At 44.1% G+C, this 25922-nt stretch carries 24 protein-coding genes and 1 other annotated feature; of the genes, 14 read left to right on the forward strand and 10 right to left on the reverse strand.

Going from position 1 to position 25922, the window contains the following annotated elements; translation table 11 throughout:
• The first annotated feature begins 80 nt into the window (after positions 1–80).
• Positions 81–866 (forward strand): CHAD domain-containing protein, encoded by a 786-nt coding sequence (locus tag QUF07_RS08570; protein ID WP_289427197.1) that lies wholly within the window; start codon positions 81–83, stop codon positions 864–866.
• Between the two features lie 283 nt (positions 867–1149).
• Here QUF07_RS08570 and trpA read toward each other — a convergent pair whose 3' ends face one another.
• From trpA to trpD, 5 genes are read right to left on the reverse strand one after another with little or no spacing between them, the layout of a single operon-like run.
• On the reverse strand, positions 1150–1947 hold the full coding sequence (gene trpA / locus QUF07_RS08575; RefSeq protein WP_217163916.1) for a tryptophan synthase subunit alpha: 798 nt from the start codon (positions 1945–1947) through the stop codon (positions 1150–1152).
• A complete protein-coding gene (gene trpB / locus QUF07_RS08580; protein ID WP_217163918.1) occupies positions 1940–3157 on the reverse strand; it encodes a tryptophan synthase subunit beta in 1218 nt (405 codons plus the stop codon). Before trpB ends, trpA begins: the two co-directional genes overlap by 8 nt.
• On the reverse strand, positions 3154–3741 hold the full coding sequence (locus QUF07_RS08585) for a phosphoribosylanthranilate isomerase (protein ID WP_217163919.1): 588 nt from the start codon (positions 3739–3741) through the stop codon (positions 3154–3156). Before QUF07_RS08585 ends, trpB begins: the two co-directional genes overlap by 4 nt.
• Positions 3742–3743: 2 nt before the next feature.
• The gene (trpC, locus tag QUF07_RS08590) at positions 3744–4523 is read right to left on the reverse strand and encodes an indole-3-glycerol phosphate synthase TrpC (RefSeq protein WP_217163920.1); all 780 of its coding nucleotides are present in this window, start codon (positions 4521–4523) and stop codon (positions 3744–3746) included.
• On the reverse strand, positions 4520–5545 hold the full coding sequence (gene trpD, locus QUF07_RS08595; protein WP_289427198.1) for an anthranilate phosphoribosyltransferase: 1026 nt from the start codon (positions 5543–5545) through the stop codon (positions 4520–4522). The genes trpC and trpD overlap by 4 nt, the downstream gene beginning before the upstream one ends.
• Before the next feature lie 583 nt (positions 5546–6128).
• Positions 6129–6396, reverse strand: a binding site (T-box leader).
• Between the two features lie 101 nt (positions 6397–6497).
• Between trpD and QUF07_RS08600 the strand changes: the two genes are divergently transcribed.
• The 4 genes from QUF07_RS08600 to QUF07_RS08610 all read left to right on the forward strand — a co-directional run bounded on the left by QUF07_RS08600 (position 6498) and on the right by QUF07_RS08610 (position 8495).
• Entirely contained in the window at positions 6498–6836 is a 339-nt protein-coding gene (locus QUF07_RS08600) for an iron chaperone (protein WP_217163922.1), read from the forward strand.
• Positions 6837–6907: 71 nt separating this feature from the next.
• A complete protein-coding gene (locus QUF07_RS08605; RefSeq protein ID WP_217163924.1) occupies positions 6908–7219 on the forward strand; it encodes a SemiSWEET family transporter in 312 nt (103 codons plus the stop codon).
• Between the two features lie 155 nt (positions 7220–7374).
• Entirely contained in the window at positions 7375–7548 is a 174-nt protein-coding gene (locus QUF07_RS14180) for a hypothetical protein (protein WP_430673527.1), read from the forward strand.
• Between the two features lie 161 nt (positions 7549–7709).
• Positions 7710–8495 (forward strand): carbon-nitrogen family hydrolase, encoded by a 786-nt coding sequence (locus QUF07_RS08610; RefSeq protein ID WP_289427199.1) that lies wholly within the window; start codon positions 7710–7712, stop codon positions 8493–8495.
• A gap of 123 nt (positions 8496–8618) precedes the next feature.
• Here QUF07_RS08610 and QUF07_RS08615 read toward each other — a convergent pair whose 3' ends face one another.
• The 3 genes from QUF07_RS08615 to QUF07_RS08625 form a co-directional block, all read right to left on the reverse strand.
• On the reverse strand, positions 8619–9236 hold the full coding sequence (locus QUF07_RS08615; RefSeq protein WP_217163545.1) for a sugar O-acetyltransferase: 618 nt from the start codon (positions 9234–9236) through the stop codon (positions 8619–8621).
• Between the two features lie 211 nt (positions 9237–9447).
• Positions 9448–11022, reverse strand: a complete 1575-nt coding sequence (locus QUF07_RS08620; RefSeq protein WP_217163548.1) for an MFS transporter — start codon at positions 11020–11022, stop codon at positions 9448–9450.
• Positions 11006–11575 carry a PadR family transcriptional regulator gene (locus tag QUF07_RS08625; protein ID WP_217163550.1) on the reverse strand — a complete coding sequence of 190 codons (570 nt, stop codon included), beginning with the start codon at positions 11573–11575 and terminating at the stop codon, positions 11006–11008. Before QUF07_RS08625 ends, QUF07_RS08620 begins: the two co-directional genes overlap by 17 nt.
• Before the next feature lie 753 nt (positions 11576–12328).
• Between QUF07_RS08625 and cls the strand changes: the two genes are divergently transcribed.
• The 6 genes from cls (at position 12329) to QUF07_RS08655 (ending at position 16491) form a co-directional block, all read left to right on the forward strand.
• Positions 12329–13789 (forward strand): cardiolipin synthase, encoded by a 1461-nt coding sequence (gene cls, locus QUF07_RS08630; protein ID WP_217163552.1) that lies wholly within the window; start codon positions 12329–12331, stop codon positions 13787–13789.
• Positions 13790–13801: 12 nt separating this feature from the next.
• Positions 13802–14392 (forward strand): pentapeptide repeat-containing protein, encoded by a 591-nt coding sequence (locus tag QUF07_RS08635; protein ID WP_217163554.1) that lies wholly within the window; start codon positions 13802–13804, stop codon positions 14390–14392.
• A 670-nt stretch (positions 14393–15062) separates the two neighbouring features.
• Positions 15063–15251 carry a hypothetical protein gene (locus tag QUF07_RS08640; RefSeq protein ID WP_217163556.1) on the forward strand — a complete coding sequence of 63 codons (189 nt, stop codon included), beginning with the start codon at positions 15063–15065 and terminating at the stop codon, positions 15249–15251.
• Between the two features lie 212 nt (positions 15252–15463).
• Positions 15464–15790 carry a hypothetical protein gene (locus QUF07_RS08645; RefSeq protein ID WP_217163558.1) on the forward strand — a complete coding sequence of 109 codons (327 nt, stop codon included), beginning with the start codon at positions 15464–15466 and terminating at the stop codon, positions 15788–15790.
• 192 nt (positions 15791–15982) lie between these two features.
• On the forward strand, positions 15983–16237 hold the full coding sequence (locus QUF07_RS08650; protein WP_289427202.1) for a type II toxin-antitoxin system Phd/YefM family antitoxin: 255 nt from the start codon (positions 15983–15985) through the stop codon (positions 16235–16237).
• Entirely contained in the window at positions 16234–16491 is a 258-nt protein-coding gene (locus QUF07_RS08655) for a Txe/YoeB family addiction module toxin (protein WP_289427203.1), read from the forward strand. Before QUF07_RS08650 ends, QUF07_RS08655 begins: the two co-directional genes overlap by 4 nt.
• Before the next feature lie 93 nt (positions 16492–16584).
• Here QUF07_RS08655 and yicI read toward each other — a convergent pair whose 3' ends face one another.
• Positions 16585–18867: an alpha-xylosidase gene (gene yicI, locus QUF07_RS08660; protein ID WP_289427204.1), complete on the reverse strand. Its 2283-nt coding sequence runs from the start codon at positions 18865–18867 to the stop codon at positions 16585–16587.
• A gap of 258 nt (positions 18868–19125) precedes the next feature.
• Here yicI and QUF07_RS08665 point away from each other — a divergent pair, with 258 nt between their 5' ends.
• The 3 genes from QUF07_RS08665 (at position 19126) to QUF07_RS08675 (ending at position 24489) form a co-directional block, all read left to right on the forward strand.
• Positions 19126–20541, forward strand: a complete 1416-nt coding sequence (locus QUF07_RS08665) for an MFS transporter (protein WP_249778453.1) — start codon at positions 19126–19128, stop codon at positions 20539–20541.
• Positions 20542–20897: 356 nt separating this feature from the next.
• Entirely contained in the window at positions 20898–22055 is a 1158-nt protein-coding gene (locus QUF07_RS08670; protein WP_217163577.1) for an ROK family transcriptional regulator, read from the forward strand.
• Positions 22056–22266: 211 nt separating this feature from the next.
• Positions 22267–24489 (forward strand): glycoside hydrolase family 3 C-terminal domain-containing protein, encoded by a 2223-nt coding sequence (locus tag QUF07_RS08675; RefSeq protein ID WP_289427206.1) that lies wholly within the window; start codon positions 22267–22269, stop codon positions 24487–24489.
• A gap of 89 nt (positions 24490–24578) precedes the next feature.
• Here the strand turns inward: QUF07_RS08675 and QUF07_RS08680 are convergent, their stop codons facing one another.
• Positions 24579–25691, reverse strand: a complete 1113-nt coding sequence (locus QUF07_RS08680; protein ID WP_217163581.1) for a glycerol dehydrogenase — start codon at positions 25689–25691, stop codon at positions 24579–24581.
• Positions 25692–25922 lie beyond the last annotated feature (231 nt).

Consider the following 25922-nt stretch of genomic DNA (forward strand, 5'->3'; position numbering starts at 1 on the left):
CGCCGATAAGCTATCGACTCCGTGCCGCCTAGGAAAGACAAGCAAATATTTACTTTAACTTTTGGGGTACACCTCAAATAATGAAATCAGTTCAGCCTATTTTATCCCAACAATTTAATTTAATTCAAACGGAATTAAAGCGGTTTCGAAACAATCCATATTCCGCGGATCGGGTGCATGATTTACGGGTGGCAATTCGGACTTTACGGGGATTATTTAAATTTTTGAAGCGAGAAATTCCGCAGACGACGTTTGAAGACATTGATCAGACATTAAGTGCTGCTGCAATGATCTTTGGCCCACTGCGGGAATTAGATGTGTTGATTGTCCAGGCTGGTGACTTTGCTTATGCCTATCCAGATAGTGGGAGTGATTATCAAAACTTGTTTCAGGATTTTCATGCCAAGCGTGATGCGGAAATGCAGCGAGTCCTGACCGACAATGTTCAACATCAATTGGTTGCGGATTTGGACAATGTGAAACGACACTTGGCGTCCTTGGCATTCGATCGAACAACTAATTGGAATCAATATGTATTTCGTGAACTGAAGCGACGCGGTGACAAAGTCGTTCGTAATTATCAGCGAGTGGACTTTAACGATTATCTCCGGGTTCACCAAATTCGTAAAAAAGCGAAAACATTAAGATATTCCGCCACGTATTTTGCCGACTTTGCTCCCAAACTGGCTGGTAAGATTGGAAAAAAAGCTAAAACCATTCAGGATGAATCTGGGAAAATTACCGATGCCCATGTCAATGATGGCTTGCTGCAAAAGTTTGCGAATCAGGCTGATAATCCCGCCGAAGCAAAGTTGTTATTACGAATTGCCCGAGCCCAGCGGGAACTGATTGCCAAGAAACATTAAAACGGACTGATAGGGGTTGGTACAAATCCGCCAGCGTTAAATTCTCTGTGGGGTAGCGATCTTACTTAGGGCAACTATTCTTAGACTTAGGGGCTGGGATGTAGATTAACTTCCAATCGGTAATCATCAACTTGGATCGCCGCTGATACTTTGATTAAAGCTGTGCCAAACGGCTGATCCCAGAATTTAATGAAACGGACCAACTATTCCAAAATCAGGAATAATTGGTCCGTTTCGTTAAATTCTGGGATCAAAATGCCCATTATCCCAGTCTTTTGATTCATCAAACAGTTGCTTTTCGGGTATTACTTTCATTAATTGCGCTCCGAATCGATTTCGTAAATTTCTCAACCGCTTCAGGGGCATTTTGCTTTTGTTTGTCAACGATATCAACAATTGCACTACCGATGATCACGCCATCGGCAATGGTGGCCATTTCTTTGGCTTGTTCAGGTGTATGGACACCAAAGCCAATTGCGGTTGGCACGTCGGTATATTGCTTGATTTCGGCAACCAGATCCTTCAAGCCGTTGAAGAATTCGTTTCGTTCACCCGTGATTCCGAGTGATGAGACGACGTAGATGAAGCCGCTGGCGTCCTTGGCAATTTTTTCGATTCGGTGACCAGACGTTGGCGTAATTAATGGAATAATATCGATACCGTATTTGTTGGCAGCCGGCATGATCTCGGCTTTACTTTCATAGGGCATGTCGGGAATAACGAGGCCAGAGATGGCTAATTCCTGACACTTTTTGCAGAAAGCTTCGTAACCATATTTGAAGACGATATTTAAATAAGTTAAGAAGACAATTGGCACGTCGGTTTGTTTCCTAGCCGCTTCTACAATTTCAAAGACGGTCTTGGTTCGAACCCCTGCCGCAAACGCGCGTAGATCTGCCGATTGGATGACGGGGCCGTCGGCGATTGGGTCGGAAAAGGGGATGCCGACTTCAACGATGTCAGCGCCACCCTCAGCTAATGCAACGATGTTGGCAACCGTCGTGTCAAAATCGGGATCGTCAGCGACGACAAATGGAATAAAAGCTTTATGGTTTTTAAAAATGTTAGCGAGATTACTCATCAATATCGACTCCTTTATATTTGGCGATGCTGGCAACGTCTTTGTCACCCCGTCCAGAGAGGGTGCAGACGATGATTTGGTCCTTAGTCATGGTTGGGGCAACCTTTTCAACGTAAGCAATGGCGTGGCAGCTTTCAATAGCGGCAACAATGCCTTCTTCTTTGGCGATGTATTCAAAGGCTTGAACGGATTCGTCGTCAGTGATGCCAACGTATTGAGCCCGGCCTTCTTTGGCGAGGGCAGCGTGTTCAGGACCAACTCCCGGATAATCCAATCCTGCTGAAATTGAGTAAACTGGGTTGATCTGGCCATCGTCATTTTGAAGGAATAATGATTTCATGCCATGGAAGATCCCAACTGACCCGCGTTCAATAGTTGCGGCGGTTTTATCGGTGTTAACGCCTTTACCAGCGGCTTCCACCCCAACTAATTTAACGCTGGGGTCGTCGATGTAGTCGGCAAAGCTACCGATGGCGTTACTACCGCCACCAACACAGGCAACAACCATGTCAGGCAGGGTGTTTTCTTTGGCCTTCAATTGAACCTTTGATTCTTTACTGATGACGCTTTGGAAATGTTTGACCATTTCTGGGAATGGGTAAGGACCCACAGCTGAACCCATGACGTAGAAAGTGTCCTCGCAACGGGTTGCCCATTCTTGCAAGGCCGCGTTAATGGCATCTTTTAGCACCATTGAACCGGTGGTTACGGGATGAACTTTCGCCCCTAAGAGTTCCATGCGATAAACGTTTAATTTTTGACGATCAGTATCTTCCTTGCCCATGAAAATTTCACATTCCATGCCAAACAATGCGGCAATTGTGGCAGTGGCAACGCCATGTTGGCCGGCACCGGTTTCGGCGATCAAACGTTTCTTGCCGAGGTGCTTTGCTAACAAGGCTTGGCCAATCACGTTGTTAATTTTGTGAGCACCAGTGTGATTTAGATCTTCGCGCTTGAGATAGATCTTGGCGCCACCGAGGTCTTCGGTCATGTTTTTAGCGTAGTAGAGCAATGATGGGCGGTTGGCATAGTTGACGAGCAAGTCATGCAATTCTGCCTTAAAATCTGGATCATCTTTCAATGTATGGAAGGCTTTATCGACCTTTTCTAATTCGGTCATCAATGTTTCTGGAATGTATTGACCGCCATATGTACCGGCATAAATGCCAGCGCGGTTATCTTTTGTTTCTTCTTTTAATTTTGTCATAGCACAACTTCCTCTTTCGCATTTTTTATAAATTCAGTTATTTTAGTTGGATCTTTTAATTGATTGGTTTCAACGCCGCTGGAAACATCGACAATATCTGGGTGGACGATGCTAATGGCGTGATTGACATTGGTAGGGGTTAGGCCGCCAGCTAAAATGAGGGGCCGGTCAATTTCAGGGATTACCTGCCAGTTGAGCACTTGCCCACTGCCTTTGCCGCTGTCAACCATCAAGTAGTCTGCTTGGGACGTTAAATCAATGGCTTGCCGTTCAAAAACTTGAATGACTTTGAGGCCGGCAGCTTGGAGCTTGGCAATTTCTCCAGGAGTACTTTTCCCGTGAAGTTGGGCAATATCGATGGCCCCCGCATGGTAACTGGCCAAGATGTCGTCGGTTGACTCGTTGACAAAGACACCAACGGTTGGGATGTTGTGATTCAGATGCCGACGCAACGCCAGTGCCGTTGTCAACGAAACCTGGTGCCGACTTGGGGCGAACACAAAGCCGGCAAAATCAGCTTCAGCAGCGTTCACTGCTTGAATATCTTGAAGGCGCATTAAGCCACAAATTTTAACTTTGACCATTATTAAGCCTCCTTGAACGACTTGATTAATGCTTGTTTATTGGCGGATCTCATTAAGGTTTCCCCCATGAGGATGCCGTTGAAGCCGGCAGCAGCTAATTGAGCAACGTCCGCCTGAGTCTTGATCCCACTCTCGGCAATGACTGGGATGGATCCTGGGACCATTGCCCTGAGCTTGAGACTGTTATTAAAATCAACGTGGAAATCTTTGAGATTCCGATTATTGATCCCGACGATCTTGGCGCCAGACTTCAATGCGCGGGTCACTTCATCATCGGTGTACGCTTCAACAATTGCCTGCATGCCGAGGCTTTCGGCTAATTCACGGTATTCTTTGAGCTGCTGGTCGTCCACGATGGCAACGATTAGTAAGATGATTGAGGCCCCATTAGCCTTGGCTTCGTAAATCATGTAAGGATCAATGGTGAAATCCTTGCGTAAAGTCGGTGCTGAGACTGCTTGGCTGATTTCTTTCAGGTAATTGAGCCGCCCATTGAAATAATCAGGTTCGGTTAACACTGAAATTGCATCCGCCCCAGCAGCATCGTAAGCCTTGGCAATTTGCAAGTATGGAAAGTCAGTGACAATCGTTCCCTTAGAAGGGGAGGATTTTTTAACTTCGGAGATGACGTGCAAACCGGGCTGTTTCAGGATACTCAGAAAATTGGGCTTGCTGCTGGCTGGAAGTTGGGCAACCCGCTGCTTTAACTGATTCAGTGGAAGTTCCGCTTCATGTTCAGCAAGCCTCGACTTGGTTGCGGTGACTAAATCGTCGAGGATCATGCCACCACGTCCTTGCGCTTGTTTGAAAAGGCAATCAAGCTGTTTAATTCTGCTTGAGCTTTGCCGGTGTCGATTGTCTTGGCAGCTAAGTCAATTCCTTCTTGAATTGAAAGTTCTGGGTGAGCGAGGTGTAGGGCAGAACCGGCATTTAGTAAGACGATGTCACGCTTTGGCCCCTTCTTGCCAGCCAGAATATCGCGGGTAATTTGACCGTTATCATCAGGTGTGCCACCAACCAGGTCTTGGCGGTTAGCTCGCTTGAAGCCAAATTGTTCTGGGGTTAAGACGTACTTGGTTAATTTGCCATCTTTTAATTCAACGACGGCGGTTTCGTCTGCGACCGTCATTTCATCCAAGCCATCACGGCCGTGGATCACCATGGCATTTTTAACGCCTAACTTCTTGAGGACGTTTGCTAACGGTTCAAGCAGGTCTTCATCATAAACGCCGAGAAGTTGGCGAGTGGGGTGGGCTGGATTAGCCAGTGGCCCTAAGATGTTGAAGATGGTGCGGATGCCTAATTGCTTGCGAACTGGGGCAACATACTTCATGGACTTGTGGTATTCCTGAGCAAATAAGAAGCAGAGGTTGTTTGCTTTCAAGCTGTCAAAGCTGATAGCGGGATCTTCGTTGATGTCGAGGCCAAGGGCTTCAAAGACATCAGCGGCACCACTCTTAGATGAAGCGGCCCGGTTACCATGTTTGGCAACCTTGGTACCAGTTGCGGCAACGACGATAGCGCTGGTGGTTGAAATGTTGAAGGTGTTGGCGTGATCACCACCGGTTCCAACAATTTCTAAGACATCTTTAGTGGCAGGGAACTTCAGTGCATGATTTCGCATCGATGAAGCAGCTCCGGCGATTTCGTCGATAGTTGGATTTTTAGCGGTTAAAGCAGTCAAAAGACTGGCAGTTTCAATTTCGGAAGTCTCGCCGTTTATAATTTCATCAAGTACGGTTTGGCTTTCAGCAAAGGTTAAATCTTCGTGGTTAACAACTTTTTCAATGGCTTGTTTGATCATGATATGTGCCTCCAATTTTTAGTGAGCGGAGTAAAGCGGTTAGAAGTCGGAGTGTAAGTCTCCGCCGAGGGAAATTCCTGGTTCTGGAATTTTTCTCGGTGGTGCTTACACGCAGACTTCTGCTTTACGAAGCTGTCCTAGTATAGTGAGCGGATCCAAGCGGTTAGGGATCGGAGTGTAAGTCTCCTCGAACGGAAATTTCGGTTTTGAAAATTTTTGTTTGAGGTGCTTACATGTAGATCCCTGCTTGGAGGAGCTGTCCTAAAAATAGTGAGCGGATCCAAGCGGGAATAATCGGAATATAAGTCTGCTTCTGCAGAAATCCTGGTTTGGGGATTTTTGCAGAAGGTGCTTATATGCAGATTGCTGCTTGGAGGAGCTGTCCTAGTATAAGTGTCTAATTTTATATTGATTGAAATTCAGTATGTGAATCGCCATCGTTTAATTTCTTTGGTATTCATTTGAAAGGCCTCCAGGAAAATTGATTGGTTGAATGTTATCTAGCTAAAATGTGTTTCAACGAACCAGATGCGGTTCTCGTCACACTCTGGCCACAAAAAAATCCGTCCATAACTTTATACAAGTTAAGGACGGATTATTCCGCGGTGCCACCTTAGTTCAATTAATCAGGGTAGATAAAAATCATCTATTAAGTTCCCCAATTAATTACGCTTAGCGAGAGACTAACATCCCTCCGACAACTGACGTATGCCAACACGTTTTTCCGTACTCGAGAACTTTCGGGAAAACCCTCAGTGGTCCATTTAATTATCTGCGTTCGGCTGCACTCCCATCAACGGCAGCTCTCTGTGCGTGCACAATAATCTTGATCTCCACTTCATCGGTTTTATGGACGAATTAATTGTTGCTTTGTATATTAGAGCTTTATAATTAGATTGTCAACAGATTTTAATTAAATAATTTTCAATGATAATCAGAGAGGGTGCCAAAAATGAAAAAAGTTATCAAAGCCTACATCACCAAACAGCCGGTAGATCGGCAATCTCAACTCAACGAACTGTATCAAATCATTGCCGCAGAAATGCCAAAAAGTACCACTGAAAAAATATCATATGGGATGCCAACCTTTTACTTTCACAGAAATATTATCCACTTTGCCAATTTTAAACGTCACTTGGGCATTTATCCGGGTTCTAAAGCGATTGTCGAATTTGCCACTCAGTTAACGAAATATCAAACGAGCAAAGGAGCCATCCAACTTCCCGTCAACAAGCCATTACCCGCCGAATTGATTCGCCAAATCGTGAGGTACAATCTCCAAATCGACTAGCTTTCCTCATATAGAAGTGGTATCACGGAACGTATAGGAAACAGTTATTGAAAATCAATGGAGGGAATTTAGTGCAAAATCAGTTGAGCCACCCAGGCGGCCATTCAGTACACACCAATAAACATATTTTAAGTGAGGACAGGATCGTGGGTGATATTGCGACGATTGCCAATATGATCATGTACATCTCATACATAGGAGAAATCGTGCAAAATTTGAACGGTAATCCAACGTCATTTATCCAGCCGTTTTGCGCAGCCATCAATGCAGCATTGTGGGTTGCTTATGGTTGGGTTAAACCTAAACGAGATTGGATTTTGATTGTTGCCGATGTGCCCGGGGTCATATTTGGGTTGGTAGCTGCGATCACGGCTATAATATAAAAAGTCAGAACCGAATACTTAAACTTTGAATTTAATCACGATATAATGCAATTGGTATGTACTGGCAAATACTCGTTAACATAGGAAAATATCTATGAAGATACCAACTGAAAATGGACTTGTAAAGGTTCGCAGGCAAGGAAACTCAAACCACAATCACGTTACCGAAGTATCTTGATGTTAAGGTTGGTCAAGCCTATTATTCAATCAAACAGGATAATGGGCAGATTATTCTGATTCCCCAAGTTGAAGACTACTTTTCATCTGCGGGAATGGATTTGAGACAGTACGAAGATTATCTGCCAGAGGGAGGAGAATGTCATGATTGAAATCCCTAAAGCAGAAAGAAATTGCATTTTCAAATTTCGGTCCAAGTAAGGGGCACGAAATTCGACAACCTCATCCGGTGCTCGGATTGAGCAAGTCTCATTGAATTTCAACTCATCAGCATTTTAGTGTTAAGAAATTAGGAGAATATTGGAGGCATCTAATGAAAGTAACCATTTCACTCGCCCAACTAGACGTTTACTTCGGTGATCCAGATAAAAATTTTGCCCAGATTGAACCAGCAGTTAAACAGGCTGCTCAGGAAGACGCCGATATTGTGGTGTTTCCAGAGATGTGGAATACCGGCTACGATTTGACCCGCCTTAACGAGGTTGCCGACCAGAACGGCGATCGTACTCAGGCGCTATTAGCCCAGTTAGCAAAAAAGTATCAGATTACCATTTATGGCGGTTCAGTATCGACGGCCAAGAATGGGGCTTTTTATAATACGACCTATATTTTTGGCCCGGATGGTGATTTACTCACCTCGTATGATAAAGTTCATTTATTTGGCCTGATGAATGAGGATAAATATTTGGCAGCTGGTCACGAAGAGAATCATTTTCAGGTGAAGGGGATCAATGCGACGAGTGTGATCTGCTACGACATTCGGTTTCCGGAATGGTTGCGAACCCTCAGCTTAGATGACAGCCGGATTATTTTTGTGCCTGCTGAATGGCCGACTGCTCGAATGAATCAATGGCGGCGACTACTGGCGGCTCGGGCTATCGAGAATCAGAGCTTTGTGGTTGCCGTTAATCGGGTTGGCAGTGATCCGGATAATCCATTTGGTGGCCATTCCGGCATTTATAATCCGATGGGCGATGAAATCGTAACGTTAAACGATCAGCCACAACTCAAAACGGTAACGATCGATACTAACGAAACTGATGATGCCCGCGGTTTCATGCCGGTATTTGAAGACCGGCGACCGGAATTGTATCGCTAATTTAGTTAAGTAATTGATACACACGACATATAGAAAAATATGTCGTATATTGAACCTGGGATAAAATCAAATAAGTGCCAAGCAAGATTAAGGAATTTCCTCAATTTTGCTTGGCACTTTATTTTAAAATCGGTCTTTTTTTAAGTGAATATCATCTTTTTCAGTAATTTCTCGAATCACCTTGCAGGGATTGCCGACTGCAAATGAATTCGCTGGAATATCCCGGGTAACCACGCTGCCGGCACCGATGACACAACCCTCACCAATTGTAACGCCACCAATGACTGTCACGTTGCTGGCTAACCAGCAGTTGCTGCCGATCGTTATTGGCTTGGCGTATTCATCGTCATATTGACTGCCATCCGGCTTGGTTTTTATATTCCGTTCTTGGAAACGCAAAGGGTGAACGGGAGTCACCAACGTCACGTTAGGGCCAATTAGAACATCATCACCAATTTTGATGGGGCCAGAATCTAGAACGGTAAAATTAAAATTGGCGTAAAAGTTTTTGCCAGTCTCAGTATATTTCCCATAATCAAAGAACATAGGCCCCTGAATAAAGGTGCCTTCTTGGTGGTTGGGTAACAGCTCATCTAAAATGGCGTTGCGCTGATCAACTTTTTCTTCGTCTAAACTGTTATATCGTTGGCAGAGTCGATGGGCAGCCACTCGTTCCCCAGCTAGTTTGGGATCGCCAGTATCATAGATTTTGCCACTAAGCATTTTTTCAGTTGCAGTCATGATAATCCTCCAATAACTTATTTAATGAGTTAATTTTAGAGGAAATGTAAGCGCTTGTCGAATAGAAACCCTGAGTTTTTTCTAAATGCGTGAGGGGGCATCTCGGTCCAACACTTAAATTGGCGGCTGAAATTTGCCAGATTACTATAGCCCAATTCGAAAATGAGAGCCAAATCCGTATGGGGGTTGACTCTCATTAAGTATCTATCAATTATTTATCCTGTTTTAGCTCAATATCCTGGCTCGCAATCCGGTTTCTCATCAAAATTGCCGCCCCTAATGCCCCAAAAAGCACAAGGACCCCAGAAGAAATTGCTACTGCCGCCATGCCGTTATCGTAGGCAGCGATGACGATTTTTTGAAGTGTTGAGGCAAATGGCATTTGCTGCATGCGGGCTGAGAACGCGATCGTGTGACCGGAAAATGGCCCGGCGTTGACTAACGCATCTTTGATCCCATTAACGACTTTAGCCGGCATCTGAATGAGGTGCAGATGATTATTTAAATGAGTTTCATATTGGGCATCTTGGATTAATCCCAAGCCAACCACGCCGACGGTTGTTCCAAACTGGCGGAAGACGTTAAGCAGGCCGGAGACCATGCCCATTTCTTGGGGAAGGGCGCCTTCCATGCCAGCTGTGTTCAGTAATGGGTTGACCATTCCGTTGGTGATCCCCATCAGTACCATTCCTGGCCACAATTCAACGAAACTAACTGTTGGACTGATTGCGTAAGCCATGGCGAAGAAGCCGATCCCGCCGATAACCATACTGCCAACAATCATCCACTTTTTCGAGAAGCGAGAACTGAGAATACCGGCAACTGGGCCCAGTACCAGCGACCAACCACTAATGGTCAACTGGCGGACTCCAGTTTGGACGGCTGAGTAACCGATGTAGTTTTGCATCAAGGCCGTTAAAAAGGCGTTGTAGGCGTATATTCCGGCACCTAATGCGAAAGCAATGATGATGGTTCCTAAGAAATGAGGACGTTTGAACATCTTGATATCAATCATTGGATCGCCAACTTTGGTTTCAATGAAGACAAACACGATCATGACTAAGACCCCGCCGACAAGCAAGCCACTAACCCGGGCATCGAGCCATGACCAGTGAGGGTGACTTTCTTTAACAATCAAGCCATAGATCACCGCAAACAACCCAATCGCTGAAGTGATCATCCCAGCCAAGTCAATTTTGTGGTTCTTCCCATAACTTGGGGTTTCCCGCACATAAATCAAGGTTAAAATCACGGCAATGATGCCAAACGGAACGTTGACGTAGAAAATGGATGGCCAGCCAAAATGTTCAACCAAATAACCACCAATTAACGGTCCCGAAGCAGCAGAGGCCCCGATAATGGAGCCGAGAATTCCAAGGGCCAACCCACGATCTTTGCCATCAAAGTTAGAGGCAACTAGTGCCATTGAAAGAGACGTCATCCCAGCACCACCAATTGCCTGAACTCCACGACCGATGTCTAGGATTAGTAAATTAGGTGCCATTCCGTTGATTGCGGATGCCACCACAAATAAAATGAGTGAGCCCAAGAAGATTTTTTTGCGACCGTACATGTCACCTAATTTGGACATAATCATTAATGTGACAGCATAAACCAAGGTGTAGGCGTTTAACACCCACTGCAAATCCGTAAAGGTGGTTTTAAACCCGCGGACCATTGTGGGTAAGGCCACGTTGACGACAGTGACATCAAGTAATCCCATGAAAACGCCGAGCCCCATTGCGGTGAGGGCGATCCATTGCTGTGTTTTAGTTTGCTTCTTCATTTGTTTTTCCTCTGTTCTGATTGATTTCTTGGCGACATTTTTCAACCCAACGTTGTTTTGCCTGGCAGATTGAAATGCTTAAATTAAGTGAGCGGATTGCCCAGCGGAGATGATCGCGGTTGTCTGGATCGCTGTCCATTAGAGTATGTAAATGATCATGGACGGTTTGATAGGCCTGTAAATCAGCTTGAACTGAGTTCGCGTACTCATTGAAAATCTGCAACTGGGTAGCTGGATCAACGCCAGCCATTCCTCGAAACTTAAAGCGAAAAATTGATTCGCGTTTGGCGTCTTGGGCGACCGGTTCCGCCATGAGTTCGGTAAACCGTTTGGCGCCGAGATCGGTAAGATGGGCCAACTTTTTATTGCGGTGATTCTTTTCAATGACTTTAAATTCGATGTAATCATGCGCTGCTAATTTCTGAAGCAGTGGGTACATCACGCCATTGGAAATTTCTCGGCAAGGAACCAGACTACTTTCTAAAATCCCTCGTAATTTATAACCTGACATGTCGCGTGAGGTCAGCATGCCAAGAATTAAGAGTTCGTACAAAGTGAAACCTCCATTTGTTAATGTGTCGAAGCGACTTATCTATAATAGGTCGTTGAGATGGGTAATGCAAGAAAAAAGTGTGCGTAGCAAAGCGGTTAGAAGTTGGAGCACAAGCCCCTCCCAGCGTAAATCCCGGTTTTGGGGATTTACGCTGGGAGGGGCTTGTGTGCAGACTTCTGCTTTGCGGAGCACCATTCGGCAATGTAGCCTAATCCGTAAATCCCGGTTTTGGGGATTTACGCTGGGAGGGGCTTGTGTGCAGACTTCTGCTTTGCGAAGCACCATTCGGCAACGTAGCCTAACCCGGTAATCCCGGTTTTGGGAATTTACGCTGGGAGGGGCATATGTGCAGACTTCTGCTTTGCGCCAAGTAGGCTAGGCGCGTTAACGCGGCCGTCGAAGCACGGTTCGCCCGTGTAGCCTAATCCATTTTTGCAGAATCAAAAACCAACCTGTTTATTCAACGAGGTTGGCTTGGCGCTACTATTCTCATATGAAAATCTAATGAGCATTGTTTTGTGACGCATTCTACCGATTCATTCGGCGATAAATCAAATATAAAATCAGGGCAAAAATAAGCCCAAAACCGATTAATGGTTGTTCTCTAAAAATCAAATGGAGAAAATACACGGAGTGTAAGCCGTGAATTCTTACAACAAAAAAATTAAATATATTCATAATTTTTGGCTTCTTTCTAGTATACTAACAGTTGTAATCTTATTTTAGACCAAAAATGGCCGTCAGGAGGAAAATATGAATATTGATTGGTCATTGATCTTCAACATCATCGTTGTGGTCAACGCAATTTTTGCTATTTTTACCGTGTTTAGGGAGAAACGAGACATTGCTGCTATCTGGGCGTGGTTGCTGGTGCTGGTCTTTTTGCCGCTAGTTGGTTTCATTGCCTACGCCTTTCTTGGCAGAAAGCTGCCTAAAAATCGGTTATTCAAATTACATAAGCACGTGCAAATGCAGCTGGATGAACGACTGAATGAACAGCGAAAACAATTGGGTCACAATGCCAAGACGCCCGCCGATGAAGTCGTTAAGCGGTCGCGGACAGCCGTTGATATGTTCATGACAACAGATGCTGCTTTCTTGTCCCGGCAAAACAAAGTTCACATTTTTACGAATGGCAATGATCTCTTTCACCGCGTGATCGAAGACATTGAGGGCGCCAAAAAGAGCATTCACATTGAATTTTACACGTTTTATAACGATAAAATTGGTAATGAAATTCTTGACCTTTTAGTCCGAAAAGCCAAGCAGGGCGTTGAAGTCCGGGTCATCTACGATTCTTGGGGGTCAATGGGAACAACCCGCAAATTTTTCAAGCCATTAATTGATGCGGGCGGCCACGCCTTTCCATTCTTGAACACCCGCTCAGTTGTCTTGGATTTCCGGATTAACTTTCGTGATCACAGAAAGATCATCGTGGTTGATGGGATCATCGGCTATACCGGTGGCTTCAACATTGGCGACCAATACCTCGGCCGCAAGAAAAAGTTCGGCAATTGGCGTGATACCCACATTCGTATTATCGGGTCCGGTGTTTTTGGCCTGCAGGCGCGCTTCATTCTTGATTGGAACGCAACCAGTCCCCGGGATCAAATTGATGAAGAGGAAGTTGAAGCGAAATACTTCCCAGTTACGACCACTAAAGGTAATGTTAACATGCAAATCGTTTCCAGTGGGCCGGATTCGGACTTGCAGCAGATTAAGATGGGCTATATTAAGCTGATCACGATGGCTAACGATTATTGCTGGATTCAGTCGCCGTATTTAATCCCAGATGACAGTGTGCTGGATGCGTTGCGGATTGCCGCCATGTCCGGCGTTGATGTTCGGATTATGGTTCCCAGCATGCCGGATCATCCGTTTGTCTACCGGGCCACCCAGTACTATGCTCACCAATTGGCCGAAGAAGGGGTTAAAATTTACTTCTATAATAATGGCTTCATCCATTCGAAGACGATGGTCATCGACGATGAAATTTCTTCGGTGGGGTCAGCCAACTTGGACTACCGCAGCTTCAAGTTGAACTTTGAAATCAACTCGTTTATTTATGATCAAAAGTTCTCGACAGAAATGCGCGACATTTTCTTGAACGACATGGACGAAAGTACCTTGCAAACGCCTGAACGGTTTAAGCAACAATCGCTATGGCTCAAGTTTAAGCAAACGTTTAGTCGCTTATTATCACCGATTTTGTAGTTAGAGGCCAAAATGACAATCATTGGGAAAAAACTGACATTTGAAGACATTGAGCCTGGTAATACTTACGAGAATTGTCGATTTGCAACCTCAATGCAGGAAATCCGGGTGTCTGATGTCACTTTTAAACAGTGCCAATTTGAGCAGGATAACTTTGGCGGCAGTGAATGGCTTGATTGTACCTTTAACAATAGTTCGTTTGCCAATGACCGATTTGAGGGGAGTACCTTCTATCGGGATCAATTTGAAAGCTGTCAGCTGATTGGGGTCGAGTTTCAGGAGAATAATTGGAAGGATTGTACCATTAATGATTCCGGAGTTGATTATGCTAATTTTAGCGGTTCCAAGTTGAATCATTGCACTTTCACCAATTCCAGCTTCAAAGAAGTCTACTTTAGATACCTTAAATTGGTTGGTGGGCTCAAAACTAGCCGCTGCAATTTTGAAGGAGCCAGTTTCGTCGACACCAAGCTTAAAGGAGTCGATCTGTCCCAAAGTGAGTTTGGCTATCTGGAAGTGAACCCGGATGATTTAAAGGGACTGACGATTAATCAGTTCCAAGCTGCTTCGCTTATTGGATTGCTCGGAGTTAACGTTAAATAATTCGGTAGGCAAATCAATTGAAAGCCATTGCCAATTCGAAGTATAATAATAGTGGAAGGTGAATAGGCTAATCACCTGTTAGGCAAGTGAAAGATATACAGTAATGTGTAGGCGCTAAGTCATCGAGCTTAGATCCGTGTAGCTTGTCAGTACCACTCAACAGAAGAACGAAACGAAATGTTATACCGACCAGAAGTTATGGTCAATGATTGGTCTAATACCTTTCAGAAAGTATTGTTAGATAGTGCCGCATCACTCAGAGGGCGATGGGGTGCTATTTTTTGTAAGCAGTTGCTTTGGGTTGTACTTGTATAAGCACTCATATGAGTATATAATATAATCAAGTTAGTAAGTTCAGTTCATTACTTGGCCTGCTAGCCTAGTGAATTTCGAATGGTCTACACCCCTCAATTATTCTAATTCACGGAGGTGGTTGCCATGTCGAAGTGAATGGGTCGGAGGTATCTTATCCGCTCGCAATAACTTGCGCCACGACGTTTTATATCGTTTGTCGTGGGGTTGTGTGTCTATCAATTGCGTATAGGAATATAAAAAAAGCTAACCGTTAATAACGATTAGCCAGCCTCATCATTCTAATTCACGCTTGTAGCTGTTGGAGGGACTTCCAGCAGCTACTTTTCATATACAATAATATCATAAGGTGATAAATATGGCAAAGCAAAGGTACACGGAAGCACAACGGGAAGCCAACGAACGATGGCGGAAGAAGAATCGTGAACGGACGCAATATCTAAATAAACGTTCAATTACGAAGCATTTTATCAGTGATTTGGCGACAGATGACGACTTAAGAGAGATACAAGAGTGGGTACGAGACCGGCTTAAACAAAACGAGTAAAAAATGCATTCAGTAGCATGGAGAGTGTGTGCGATAACGGCCGTTCTTGTAATAAAGGCTAAAAGCACTTTTCATTTTCAAATGGGGGGTATAATTAACCCCATAAAATTACCGGTTAGTTATATCGTGATAAACAAACGGTGCTAATTTTATTAAAAAGGAAAGTACGATATGGATTTGATCATGATTGCAAATACGAGGAGAGGTGCTACATGGACGCATTAAAGAAATTAAGCGAATTGCATGACTACGTGAAGAAAAATTATGAACAAGGCAATTACGATAGTGCCAAAACTGACTACCAGCAATGGGCAGACAGTTCGACTCATCGTGATCATAGTTCGGCTACTGCAACTCAAAGTGATTACCAGATGGGCTTCGAACAAGCAGTCCGTGATCATGAGCAGAACCGTGGTTTCCGTCATTATCCAGAAAGCTTGGTTAAGTTCGGGAATACGGTGACTGACAATCAGATGGTCGAGTTGTCCGAATTTATCAAAGGGTATCATGAAGGTGAGAAGCACGTTCAAGAATCATAAAATTGTGTTCTGGTAGTAAAAAAGTTCTTTTGGTCAGTAAATGGCCAGAAGGACTTTTTTGATGGTTTATTCAGATTGCGCTTGAAATTTTTGAGAAATTATTCAAACCGATTTAACTATTACGTACATTATTCTGTACAAAATAAGCGAACCGTTATATACTTTGAGTACAAATTATGGGAGGCGGCTAACTTGGAAGCAACCAACATGACTGATTTTAGAAATAATATCCGGAAATACCTTGATAAAGTTGTTGATGATTCTGATAATCTGACAATTACTCGACCTCATGGTAGAAATGTAGTGGTTATGAGTCAAGACGATTACGACAATTTAATTGAGAATATGTATGTGGTCGATAACCCAACTAACCGAAACCACCTTGATAAATCAATTGAAGAAGCCAAGCAGGGTAACTTGACGAAAGTCGATCTTAAAGACCTATGAGAGAAATTTACTTTACGGACGAAGCATTAAGCGATTTGCGTTATTGGAAAAAGCACGATGAGAAAAAAGCTCAAAGAATCAAGTCGCTCTTAGCAAACATTTCCGAAACACCATTTAAGGAGATTGGAAAGCCGGAACTACTTAGATTTGATTACTCAGGAAAATGGTCCCGTAGAATTGATCAGGAAAATCGATTGATTTACGGCGTTGAAACCGATCGAATCCTTGTTTATCAAGCTAGATATCACTATTAACGAAAAGAGAGCTTCTAATGGCATCATACAGCCATTAGAAACTCCTTTTTGTAATAATCAAGATTAATTTGTATCGATTTTTAGTCAGAATCGTTAGATATTAAACGTTGATTCTTTACCAGCCATCACGAACTCTTTAACGTCACTATCCATATGAATCAAGACTTTTGAGTTACCCTTCAAGCCTTTGGTCGTAACGGTCACTTGATTACCTTGGCGAGTGACAGATACAGAACCTGCGTGGGCGCCATGCTGGTCAACGACTCTGGTTGTCGCTTCGGCACCGTCTAAGATTTCGTAAACGTTAATATCAGGAGCATCCGTGTAATCATACTCGGCGTGTCCCGCAGCCGGATTTCTCAAGATGATGCTGTTTTCTCGGGCCAACAATGGCAGATTTAAGTTGTCATATTGTTCAGCGAGCCATTCGCCACCCTTTGAGATGTCATACGTCTTTTCGGTGAGAATGTTGGTCCATTTGCCAGCTGGCAGGTAGTACTTAACATTGCCTTCCGCGTTGAAGATTGGCGCAACCAGTAACTTACTGCCAAGCATGTATTCATGCTCAAGGAAGTAAGTGTTGCGATCCTTGGTGAATTCCAGGAATGCAGGCCGCATCAATGGCGTGCCAGTCTCATGCGTATTAACAGCTTCATCGAAAAGATAAGGCATCAAGGAGAGCTTCAAATCCACAAACTTGCGGGTATTTTCGACCGCTTCTTCATCAAACAACCACGGCACCTTGTACTGAACACTGCCGTGATAACGGGAGTGAGACGATAGGAGGCCAAATTGGGTCCACCGTTTGTACAAATCTGGCGTCGCATGTTCCTCGAATCCACTGATATCATGGCTCCAGAAGCCAAAGCCGGAAACGAGGAATGAGAGGCCGCCACGAAGGGAATCGGCCATTGATTTGTAGCGGGAAAGGTTGTCGCCACCCCAATGAACTGGGAACTTTTGCGAACCAACAGTCGCTGAACGGGCAAAGACAACCGCTTGGTCGGCTCCCTTTTCTTGTTTGAGCAAGTCATAAACCGCTTCATTATATTGATAAGTGTAGTAATTATGCTCACGTTTCGGATCGGAACCGTCAAAGAATACGGCGTCTTCAACCGGAATTCGCTCACCAAAGTCGGTCTTGAAGCAGTCAACGCCCATGTCAAGTAAGGCCTTTAACTTGCTTTGGTACCACTTAACGGCGGCAGGATTCGTGAAGTCAACGAAACCATTTCCGGCTTGCCAGAGATCCCATTGCCAAACGTTGCCATCTTCACGTTTAATGAAGTAGCCATTTTGACGGCCTTCTTCAAACAACGGCGATTTTTGGGCAATGTAAGGATTGATCCAAACGCAGACCTTAATCCCGCGGTCATGGATCTTTTTGATTAAGCCTTCTGGATCGGGGAATTGTTCAGGATCCCAAAGGAAGTTACACCATTCGAAGCCTTTTTGCCAGAAGCAGTCGAAATGGAAAACGTCTAATGGAATCTTGCGGTCACGCATGCCATCAATGAACTTCATAACGGTTTCTTCCCGATAGTCGGTGGTAAATGAGGTTGATAACCAAAGGCCAAATGACCAAGCGGGTGGTAGTGAAATTTGGCCGGTCAAGCGGGTGTACTTGTTCAAGACATCTTTTGGCGTCGGCCCATCAATCACGTAGTACTGCAAGGATTCGCCCTCAACACTAAATTGGGTGCGGTCAACGTTTTCCGAAGCAATTTCAAACGATACTTTTTCCGGTTGGTCAACGAAGACACCGTAACCTTCACTGCTCAAATAGAATGGCACGTTCTTGTAAGCTTGTTCGCTACCAGTACCGCCATCCCGGTTCCGAATGTCTACGGACTGGCCATTTTTAACCAAGGCAGTAAAGCGTTCGCCGAGGCCATAAATCAGTTCATCGACGCCCATGGAGAGCTGCTCCCGCATGTAATGCTTATTGGTGTCCTTATCATGAATGACCCCTTCAGCCTTCTCCATCGATTTCGTAATCACCTTATCTTCATGGAGAAAATCGAGTTCGAAATCGGATTTAAACGGTACTTTTACGGTTAATGAACCAGATTTGAACGATAATTCTTTATCACCGGTTTCGATGGCAACATTAGGATGTTCATTTTCCAATTCAAATGAAGGCCCAGGATTGTTTTGATCAAAGTGGGTTAATTTAACCCCGATCACACCCTCAACAGGGGAGGTCAACTTAATCGTTGTCATTCCCAGGTTCAGTTCGTCATTGCGATCGTTAATCTTATTAAATGGTGCGTAGAGCGTTAATGAATCGTCGGTCTTTCGATAATCAAAAACTTCTTTTGGCGACTGAATCTCGTATTGAGGTCGAGTCAACCAGTAACCATCAGTAAACCTCATAAAGCGACACCTCTGAATTTGTATTTGAAAGTTGAATTTATTAATCGTCACCAACAGTGTAATTGTTCCGAAAATATTTGTCAACGCTTTCATCAGAAAACGTTTGTGATGTTGCTATAATAGTGGGGATCTCGTTGGAATAACTTCTATGCTAAAAAAAGCATGCCAAATATTATTGACTTATGTAATCGGTTACAATATAATTCAATTCGAAAGTTGAATTTATTAATGTTAAACAAAACTGACGAGGTGTTCATTATGAAGCAAACAGTTTCCAATGGTGAAGCGTCCAAGCCAAAGCCCACAGCTGCTCTCAAGAACATGGTGCCCTGGAATGAACGATTCTCATATAGCTTAAGTGATTTTGCCTGTAACCTATCATTTCAAATGGTGGGAACCTATTTAATGATTTTCTATACGGATACATTTGGAATTAGTGCCGCTGCAGTGGGGACGTTGTTCCTAGTTGCCCGGATAGTTGATGCTTTTGACGGTCCTTTCTGGGGCATCATGATTGATCATACCCATACGAAATGGGGGAAGAGCCGGCCGTATTGGTTGTGGTTCTCGATTCCATTTGCGGTCTTCTGTGTTTTGGTATTTACCACACCGAACCTGAGTTTAACGGGTAAGCTCGTTTGGGCCTATATTACCTATATTGGTGTCGATGTTCTTTATTCGGCAGTTAACATTCCAATTACTTCGATTTTGCCATCATTGACCAGCAATCCCCAAGAACGAGTAACCTTATCAACGATTCGCCAATTTATGGGAACCGCCGGCGCTGCGATCATTACTGGAATTACCTTGACCATGGTTGCCTTCTTTGGCGGTGGTTCCACAACTAGTGCTCATGGTTGGTTCATTTGGGCATTAATTGTTGGAATCGTGGTTGTCCTGATCTTTGCGGTTGTCTTTAAGAACACGAAGGAACGGGTTCAAACCAAGAGTTCGCGTCAATCAATTCCGATCAAAGAATCACTAAAGGCGCTCAAGCGTAACTGGCCTTGGGCAATCATCATCTTTATCAACTTCATTTACTGGATGGGGATGCAGACCCGTTCTCAAGTGACGGTTTACTTCTTCAAATACAACATGAATAATGCCGGTTTGGCTTCGTTTGTCTTGAGTTTGCAATTTGTCTCACTGTTAGCAGTTGTTTTAACACCACTGACTTCCAAACTGATTGGAAAACGAAATACGATGTTAGCGGGAATGATTATGGCAGTTGCCGGCCAACTATTGTTAAGCGTTGGGGCGACTCACTTGAGTGTGACGATCATTATTATTGCCACGATTATCGGCTATCTTGGTACCGGGTATGTTTCCGGCTTGATCGCTGTTATGCTGGCGGATGCCGTGGATTATGGCGAATGGAAGAACGGTGTCCGGGCCGAAGGAATTGTAACCTCATTCTCAAGCTTCAGTGCCAAGCTTGGAATGGGAATCGGTGGTGTCATTACAGGTTGGATTCTGTCAGTTACGGGTTACGTTGCCAATAAGACCCAATCCGCTGCGTCACTACACGGAATTGAAATGAACTATATTTGGGTGCCATTATTGGGATTTGCCCTTTCCGCAATTGCCTTGATGTTCTATCATGTTGATAGTATCGAAAAGAAGATGCAAACGGATTTGGCAGCTAAACATAAGAAGGAAAATGAAGAAGCTTAGTGAGCGGAGCTAGGCGATTAGAAATTGGAGCATAAGTCTCCTCAACCAGAAATTCCCGGTTTTGGAATTTGTGGTTGAGGTGCTTATGTGGAAATTTCTGCTTTGCGGAGCACCATTTGGCTATGATGCCTGAGGAATCTTGGACTTGGATTTCTGGATAAGGTGCTTACATGTAGATCCCTGTTTGGAGGAGCTGTTCTAAGAGAGTGAGCGGATCCAAGCGGTTAGAAGTCGGAGTGTAAGTCTCCACCGAGAAGAATTCCTGGTTCTGGAATTTTTCTCGGTGGTGCTTACATGCAGACTTCTGCTTGGAGGAGCTGTCCTAATCCCAATAACAAAAAAGTGAGTGGGTAACATTGATTATTAATAAAGAAGTGATGAGAAATCATAATGAACGAACGGTTCTTCAAGCGATTATCAATAATGGACCGATTTCTCGCAATGACATGTCAAAATTGTTGGGTTTGAATAAAATGTCGGTTTCAGACATTGTCGGTACCTTTATTGACCGAAAATTGGTCAACAGCCTAGGCGAAGACAAATCTACCGGAACAAGCGGCAGAAAGCCTGAACTTGTCGAGTTTAATGCTTCATATGGTTACGTTATCAATTTCAGCATTTCCGGACACCAACTCGAGATGTTGGCAACCAAGCTGGACGGGCGGACGCTTGAACACAGCATCCAGCCGATTAATAACCAATCAATTTCTCAAATTTCAGCAATGATGGAAGAACAAATCAATCAGTTACCCAAATTTGATTCGGTCAACGGTCTGCTGGCAATTTCAATTGCGATTTTTGGAGTGGTTTATGATGGTGAAATTATTACTTCACCGTTTACTGATTACGATGATTTTGACCTGGTGGGCTTCTTCCGGGATAAGTATTCAGTTCCAGTCATTTTGGAAAACGAAGCGAACTTGTCTGCAATTTTCGAACAAGATTTTAGTAAGCAGGAGTTGCAAAATATCGTCTCAGTTAGTATCCACGAAGGAATTGGGGCTGGTATCATCTTGAATACGCAGCTGTATACGGGGAATTATGGTCAAGCCGGTGAAATTGGCCGGATTATTATTCAGGATGAAGGCCGAAAGAAAAGACGGCTAACTGCGCTGCCAAACTTTGATTCGGAATGGTCCCAAACCCGAATTATCAAGAAAGCCGGTGCCCTCAAAAAGAATCAGGCTTATGCACTGGCAGACCTAATCAACGATTATAATCATGGTGATCCAGACGTTGCAGAGTTGATTGAAGATTTCTGCTACCACCTGGCGATAGTAACGGCGGATCTGATTGCAGCGTATGATCCGCAAATGATCTTTTTCAATTCACCATTAATTGAACAAATCCCAGAAGTTTTGAAAAATATTCAAATGAAATTAACCTTCATGCCGCTGGTACCGCCACTGGTTATGTCAAAGGATGTAAACTTGGCAACCTTACTAGGAGGCGCCTCAATGGCAATCCATAAGGCTTTGGATATGAAGGGAGTTAGATTGATTTTTCACCATTAGGATAGTGTGCGTAGCAAAGCGGTTAGAAGTCGGAGCATAAGCCGGTTTCAACAGAAATTCCGGTTTTTGGAATTTGTGTTGAAGCCGACTTATGCTATGCAGATCAACCCTAATCCATATAATCTATTTTTTTGACAAAAATACCCACGTACACTCGTTTTACCAGTCACCAACATAACCAACACACAAACAAATTGGAAGTGATACTCACATGAAATTAGATCACGATTTAATCAATCAACTAACCTTAAAAGAAAAGGCTGCTCTCGTGTCAGGCAAAGATTCCTGGTACACGGCCACAATTGAGCGGCTTGGTTTAAAACCAATGATGATGTCTGACGGGCCATCTGGCTTGCGAAAACAGGTTGGGACCTCAGAGCAAACCAATATTAACGATAGTGTTGAAGCGGTTTGTTTTCCAGCATCGGCGCTGACAGCCTGTTCGTTTGACCGCGAACGCCTTAACCAACTTGGCGAACATTTAGGAGTTGCCGCTAAAGCTGAGAAACTGGGAGTTTTGCTGGGACCGGGGATTAATTTAAAACGTAGCCCGCTTGCTGGCAGAAACTTCGAGTATTTTTCTGAAGATCCCTATTTAGTGGGTGAATTAGCGGCTGCCTACGTTAAGGGAGTCCAATCTGAAGGCGCTGGGGTCAGCGTCAAACATTTTGCGGCTAATAACCGCGAGGATCAGCGGTTTACTTCATCTTCAAATATCGACGAACGAACGTTGCGGGAACTATATTTGGCAACCTTTGAAAAGATCGTTAAACAAGCTGATCCAGCCACAATCATGTGTTCATATAATGAAATCAACGGCACCCTCAATTCACAGAATCAGCGCTTGTTAACGAAAATTTTGCGTGATGAATGGGGATTTAAGGGACTGGTCATGTCTGACTGGGGCGCGGTAGCTGATCATACGGCTGCTGTCAAAGCCGGCTTAGATCTGGAAATGCCTGGTAAGGGCACCGAGTCCGTTGACGAAATTGTGGCCGCTGTTGAAGACGGATCGTTACCCAAAAAAGATTTGGATCGCGCGGTTAACCGAGTTCTGAAAATGATTAAAAATTGGCAACCTGATGATGCTGACCAAAGCGGCTCGTACGACATGGACGAGCAGCATGAATTTACCCGGAAATTGGCAACGGATAGTTTTGTGTTATTGAAAAACGAACATCATGTTTTACCAGTTAATGAAGGTGAAAAGCTGGCGGTGATTGGTGAACTCGCTGAAAAGCCACGCTATCAGGGCAGTGGCAGCTCTCACGTTAACGCTCATCATTTGGTCACCCCACTGGCAGCGATCAATCAGGTTCGCCCAGATGCGACCTATGTGGCTGGTTATTCGCTGGCGACTGATGACGTCAATTCAACAGCTGTTGCGGAGGCGGTTTCGGCTGCTAAATTCGCTGACAAAGTCATTATTTTTGCCGGCTATCCAGAGCGAATGGAATCGGAAGGCTTTGATAAAACTAGTATTGATCTTCCTGCCAACCAAAATCAGTTAATTGACGCGGTGAGTCAAGTTAACGATCAGGTGATTGTGGTGTTGCAAAACGGTTCGGCGATCCGAACCCCTTGGATTGACAAGGTTGCCGCCACACTGGAAACTTATTTAGCTGGTGAAGCAGTGGGTGAGGCCACTTGGGATGTGTTAAGCGGTAACGTAAATCCTTCAGGTAAATTGGCTGAAACTTTCCCATTACGGTTGGAAGATACACCAAGTTACCTAACGTTTGATGCGGATCCGGATGAAGAAAATTATCGTGAAGGCTTATTCATGGGTTATCGCTACTATGATAAAAAGAAGCAGCCGGTCCAGTTCCCGTTTGGTTTTGGACTGAGCTACACGACTTTCAAGTATGACGATTTACAACTCAAAGTTGGCGCTGATCACGTGTCAGGGAGCCTGCGGGTTACAAATACTGGTTCCCGTTCAGGTGCCGAGGCTGTCCAAATTTACGTTGGTAATCGGACTAGCCGAATTGAGAAACCGGTGAAGACGTTGGTAAATTTTGTGAAGGTTTCCCTGGCCGCTGGTGAGGAAAAAGTGGTTACTTTTGATTTAGATCAGCGCGCATTTAGCTGGTATAATCCGAAAATTGCCAACTGGCAGCTTGATAACGGTGCGTATGAAATTCTGGTAGGGTCAAGCAGTGCTGATATTCGATTGAATAAAATGATTGAGCTGAATTGGACACCGGAACGACCGATCAAAGTGGATCAGAGAACTTACATTGGTGATTTGATTAAGCAGGATAAGTTCGCCGAGGCCGTCAAACAAGCTGGCTTATCAGACATCTTCAGTAAGCTAGCTGATGACAATGATCCCACTGCCAAGATGTTTCAGAATATGCCGCTGCGAGCTGCGACGACGATGGGTGTTTCACCTGAAAAGATTAACGAACTGATTGAGATTATGAATAACTAACATGGATATATGTCGATTAAAAAAGTACCTACGAATTCAAATCGTAGATACTTTTTTAATGTCATTAATTGAGTTTTTTTAGCGAACCATTATTCTTTAAATTCGTTCCCTTGATAATCCGAACTATATTGGTCCACAGCCTTGATGGCGGCAAAGACGTCATCCGGTGTAATCTCAGTTGGCATGCACTTCATCGTATCGTTTTCGTCGCAAGCTTGGGTGGCAACCTTCATTAAGTCCTTATCTGAAGCATCACCAAGGTGAAGGTCGGCTAAGGTTGTTGGTAGACCAAGCTTCAAGTCAAAGTTCAGGAATTTTTCGAAGCGCTTCTTGTCACTGCCATCGAGGATCAATTCCACCAGTGTACCATAAGCGACTTTTTCACCATGAGTTAAGTGATGAATATCACCGGACAATGCGGTGAAGCCATTATGAATCGCATGAGCCGCTGCTAGGCCACCACTTTCAAAGCCAAGGCCACTCAATAAAGTGTTTGCTTCAACCACTTTATCCAAAGCAGGCGTAGCGACGTGTTGCTTGTTGGCAGAAATTGCTAATGGACCGTATTCAAAGAGCGTATCTTCACAAGCTTGGCCAATTGAGCCGGCCACGATGGTTTGTTTAGCGCCCAACATGTTATTGGCATTGGCGGTCCGAACATCGGTTGCTTCAACGTTGGTAGCTAATGCATCGGCCATGCCAGAAATTAAGAGATGAACTGGGGCGCCGGAAATAACCTTGGTGTCCAGCAAAACAATTTCTGGGTTCTTTTTATAGAAGCGATAGTGATCAAATTGCCCCTCATCGGTATAAATAACTGAAAGTCGTGAACATGGTGCATCGGTTGAGGCAATCGTTGGGGCAATCATTACGGCAATTCCCAAGTTGTCAGCAATGGCCTTTGCTGAATCGGCGGTCTTTCCGCCGCCCAGGCCGATGATGATCTGATCTTGGCTATCTTGACCAATCTTCGTCACTCGATCAATTTCTGTTTCGGAAGCTTCACCTTTAAAGGTGACCAGGTTGACATCAAACCCATTTTTTTCTAAGTACTCGTTAAATTCATTACCAACAATTTTCAGAACGTTTGAATCCGAGAGAAGTAAGACCTTTTTACCATATTTTTCGATGTAAGATGAACTGTCGAACAATTCACCTGGACCCTGAATATAGGTGCTTGGACTAGCAAATAATTGTGTCATAGTATCATGAAACCTCCTATCATGATTATTTCACTTGCACCTTTAGTATAGTGGGTCTGGAAGCGGAAACAACTAAATGGATTAAAAAATTGGTAGATAAAAAGACACCGCCAATCGAAAGAATCTGATTGATGGTGTCTTTTCAGTTAAGTAAAACGGTTCTACAATATCTGTTGTTGGTAATAGATTTTATCTATTACTGATGACAGATTTTTTGTTTCTCGTTAGAAT

Origin of the sequence: Lentilactobacillus sp. TOM.63 (genome assembly GCF_030361045.1) — a bacterium.
GTDB lineage: Bacteria > Bacillota > Bacilli > Lactobacillales > Lactobacillaceae > Lentilactobacillus > Lentilactobacillus dabitei.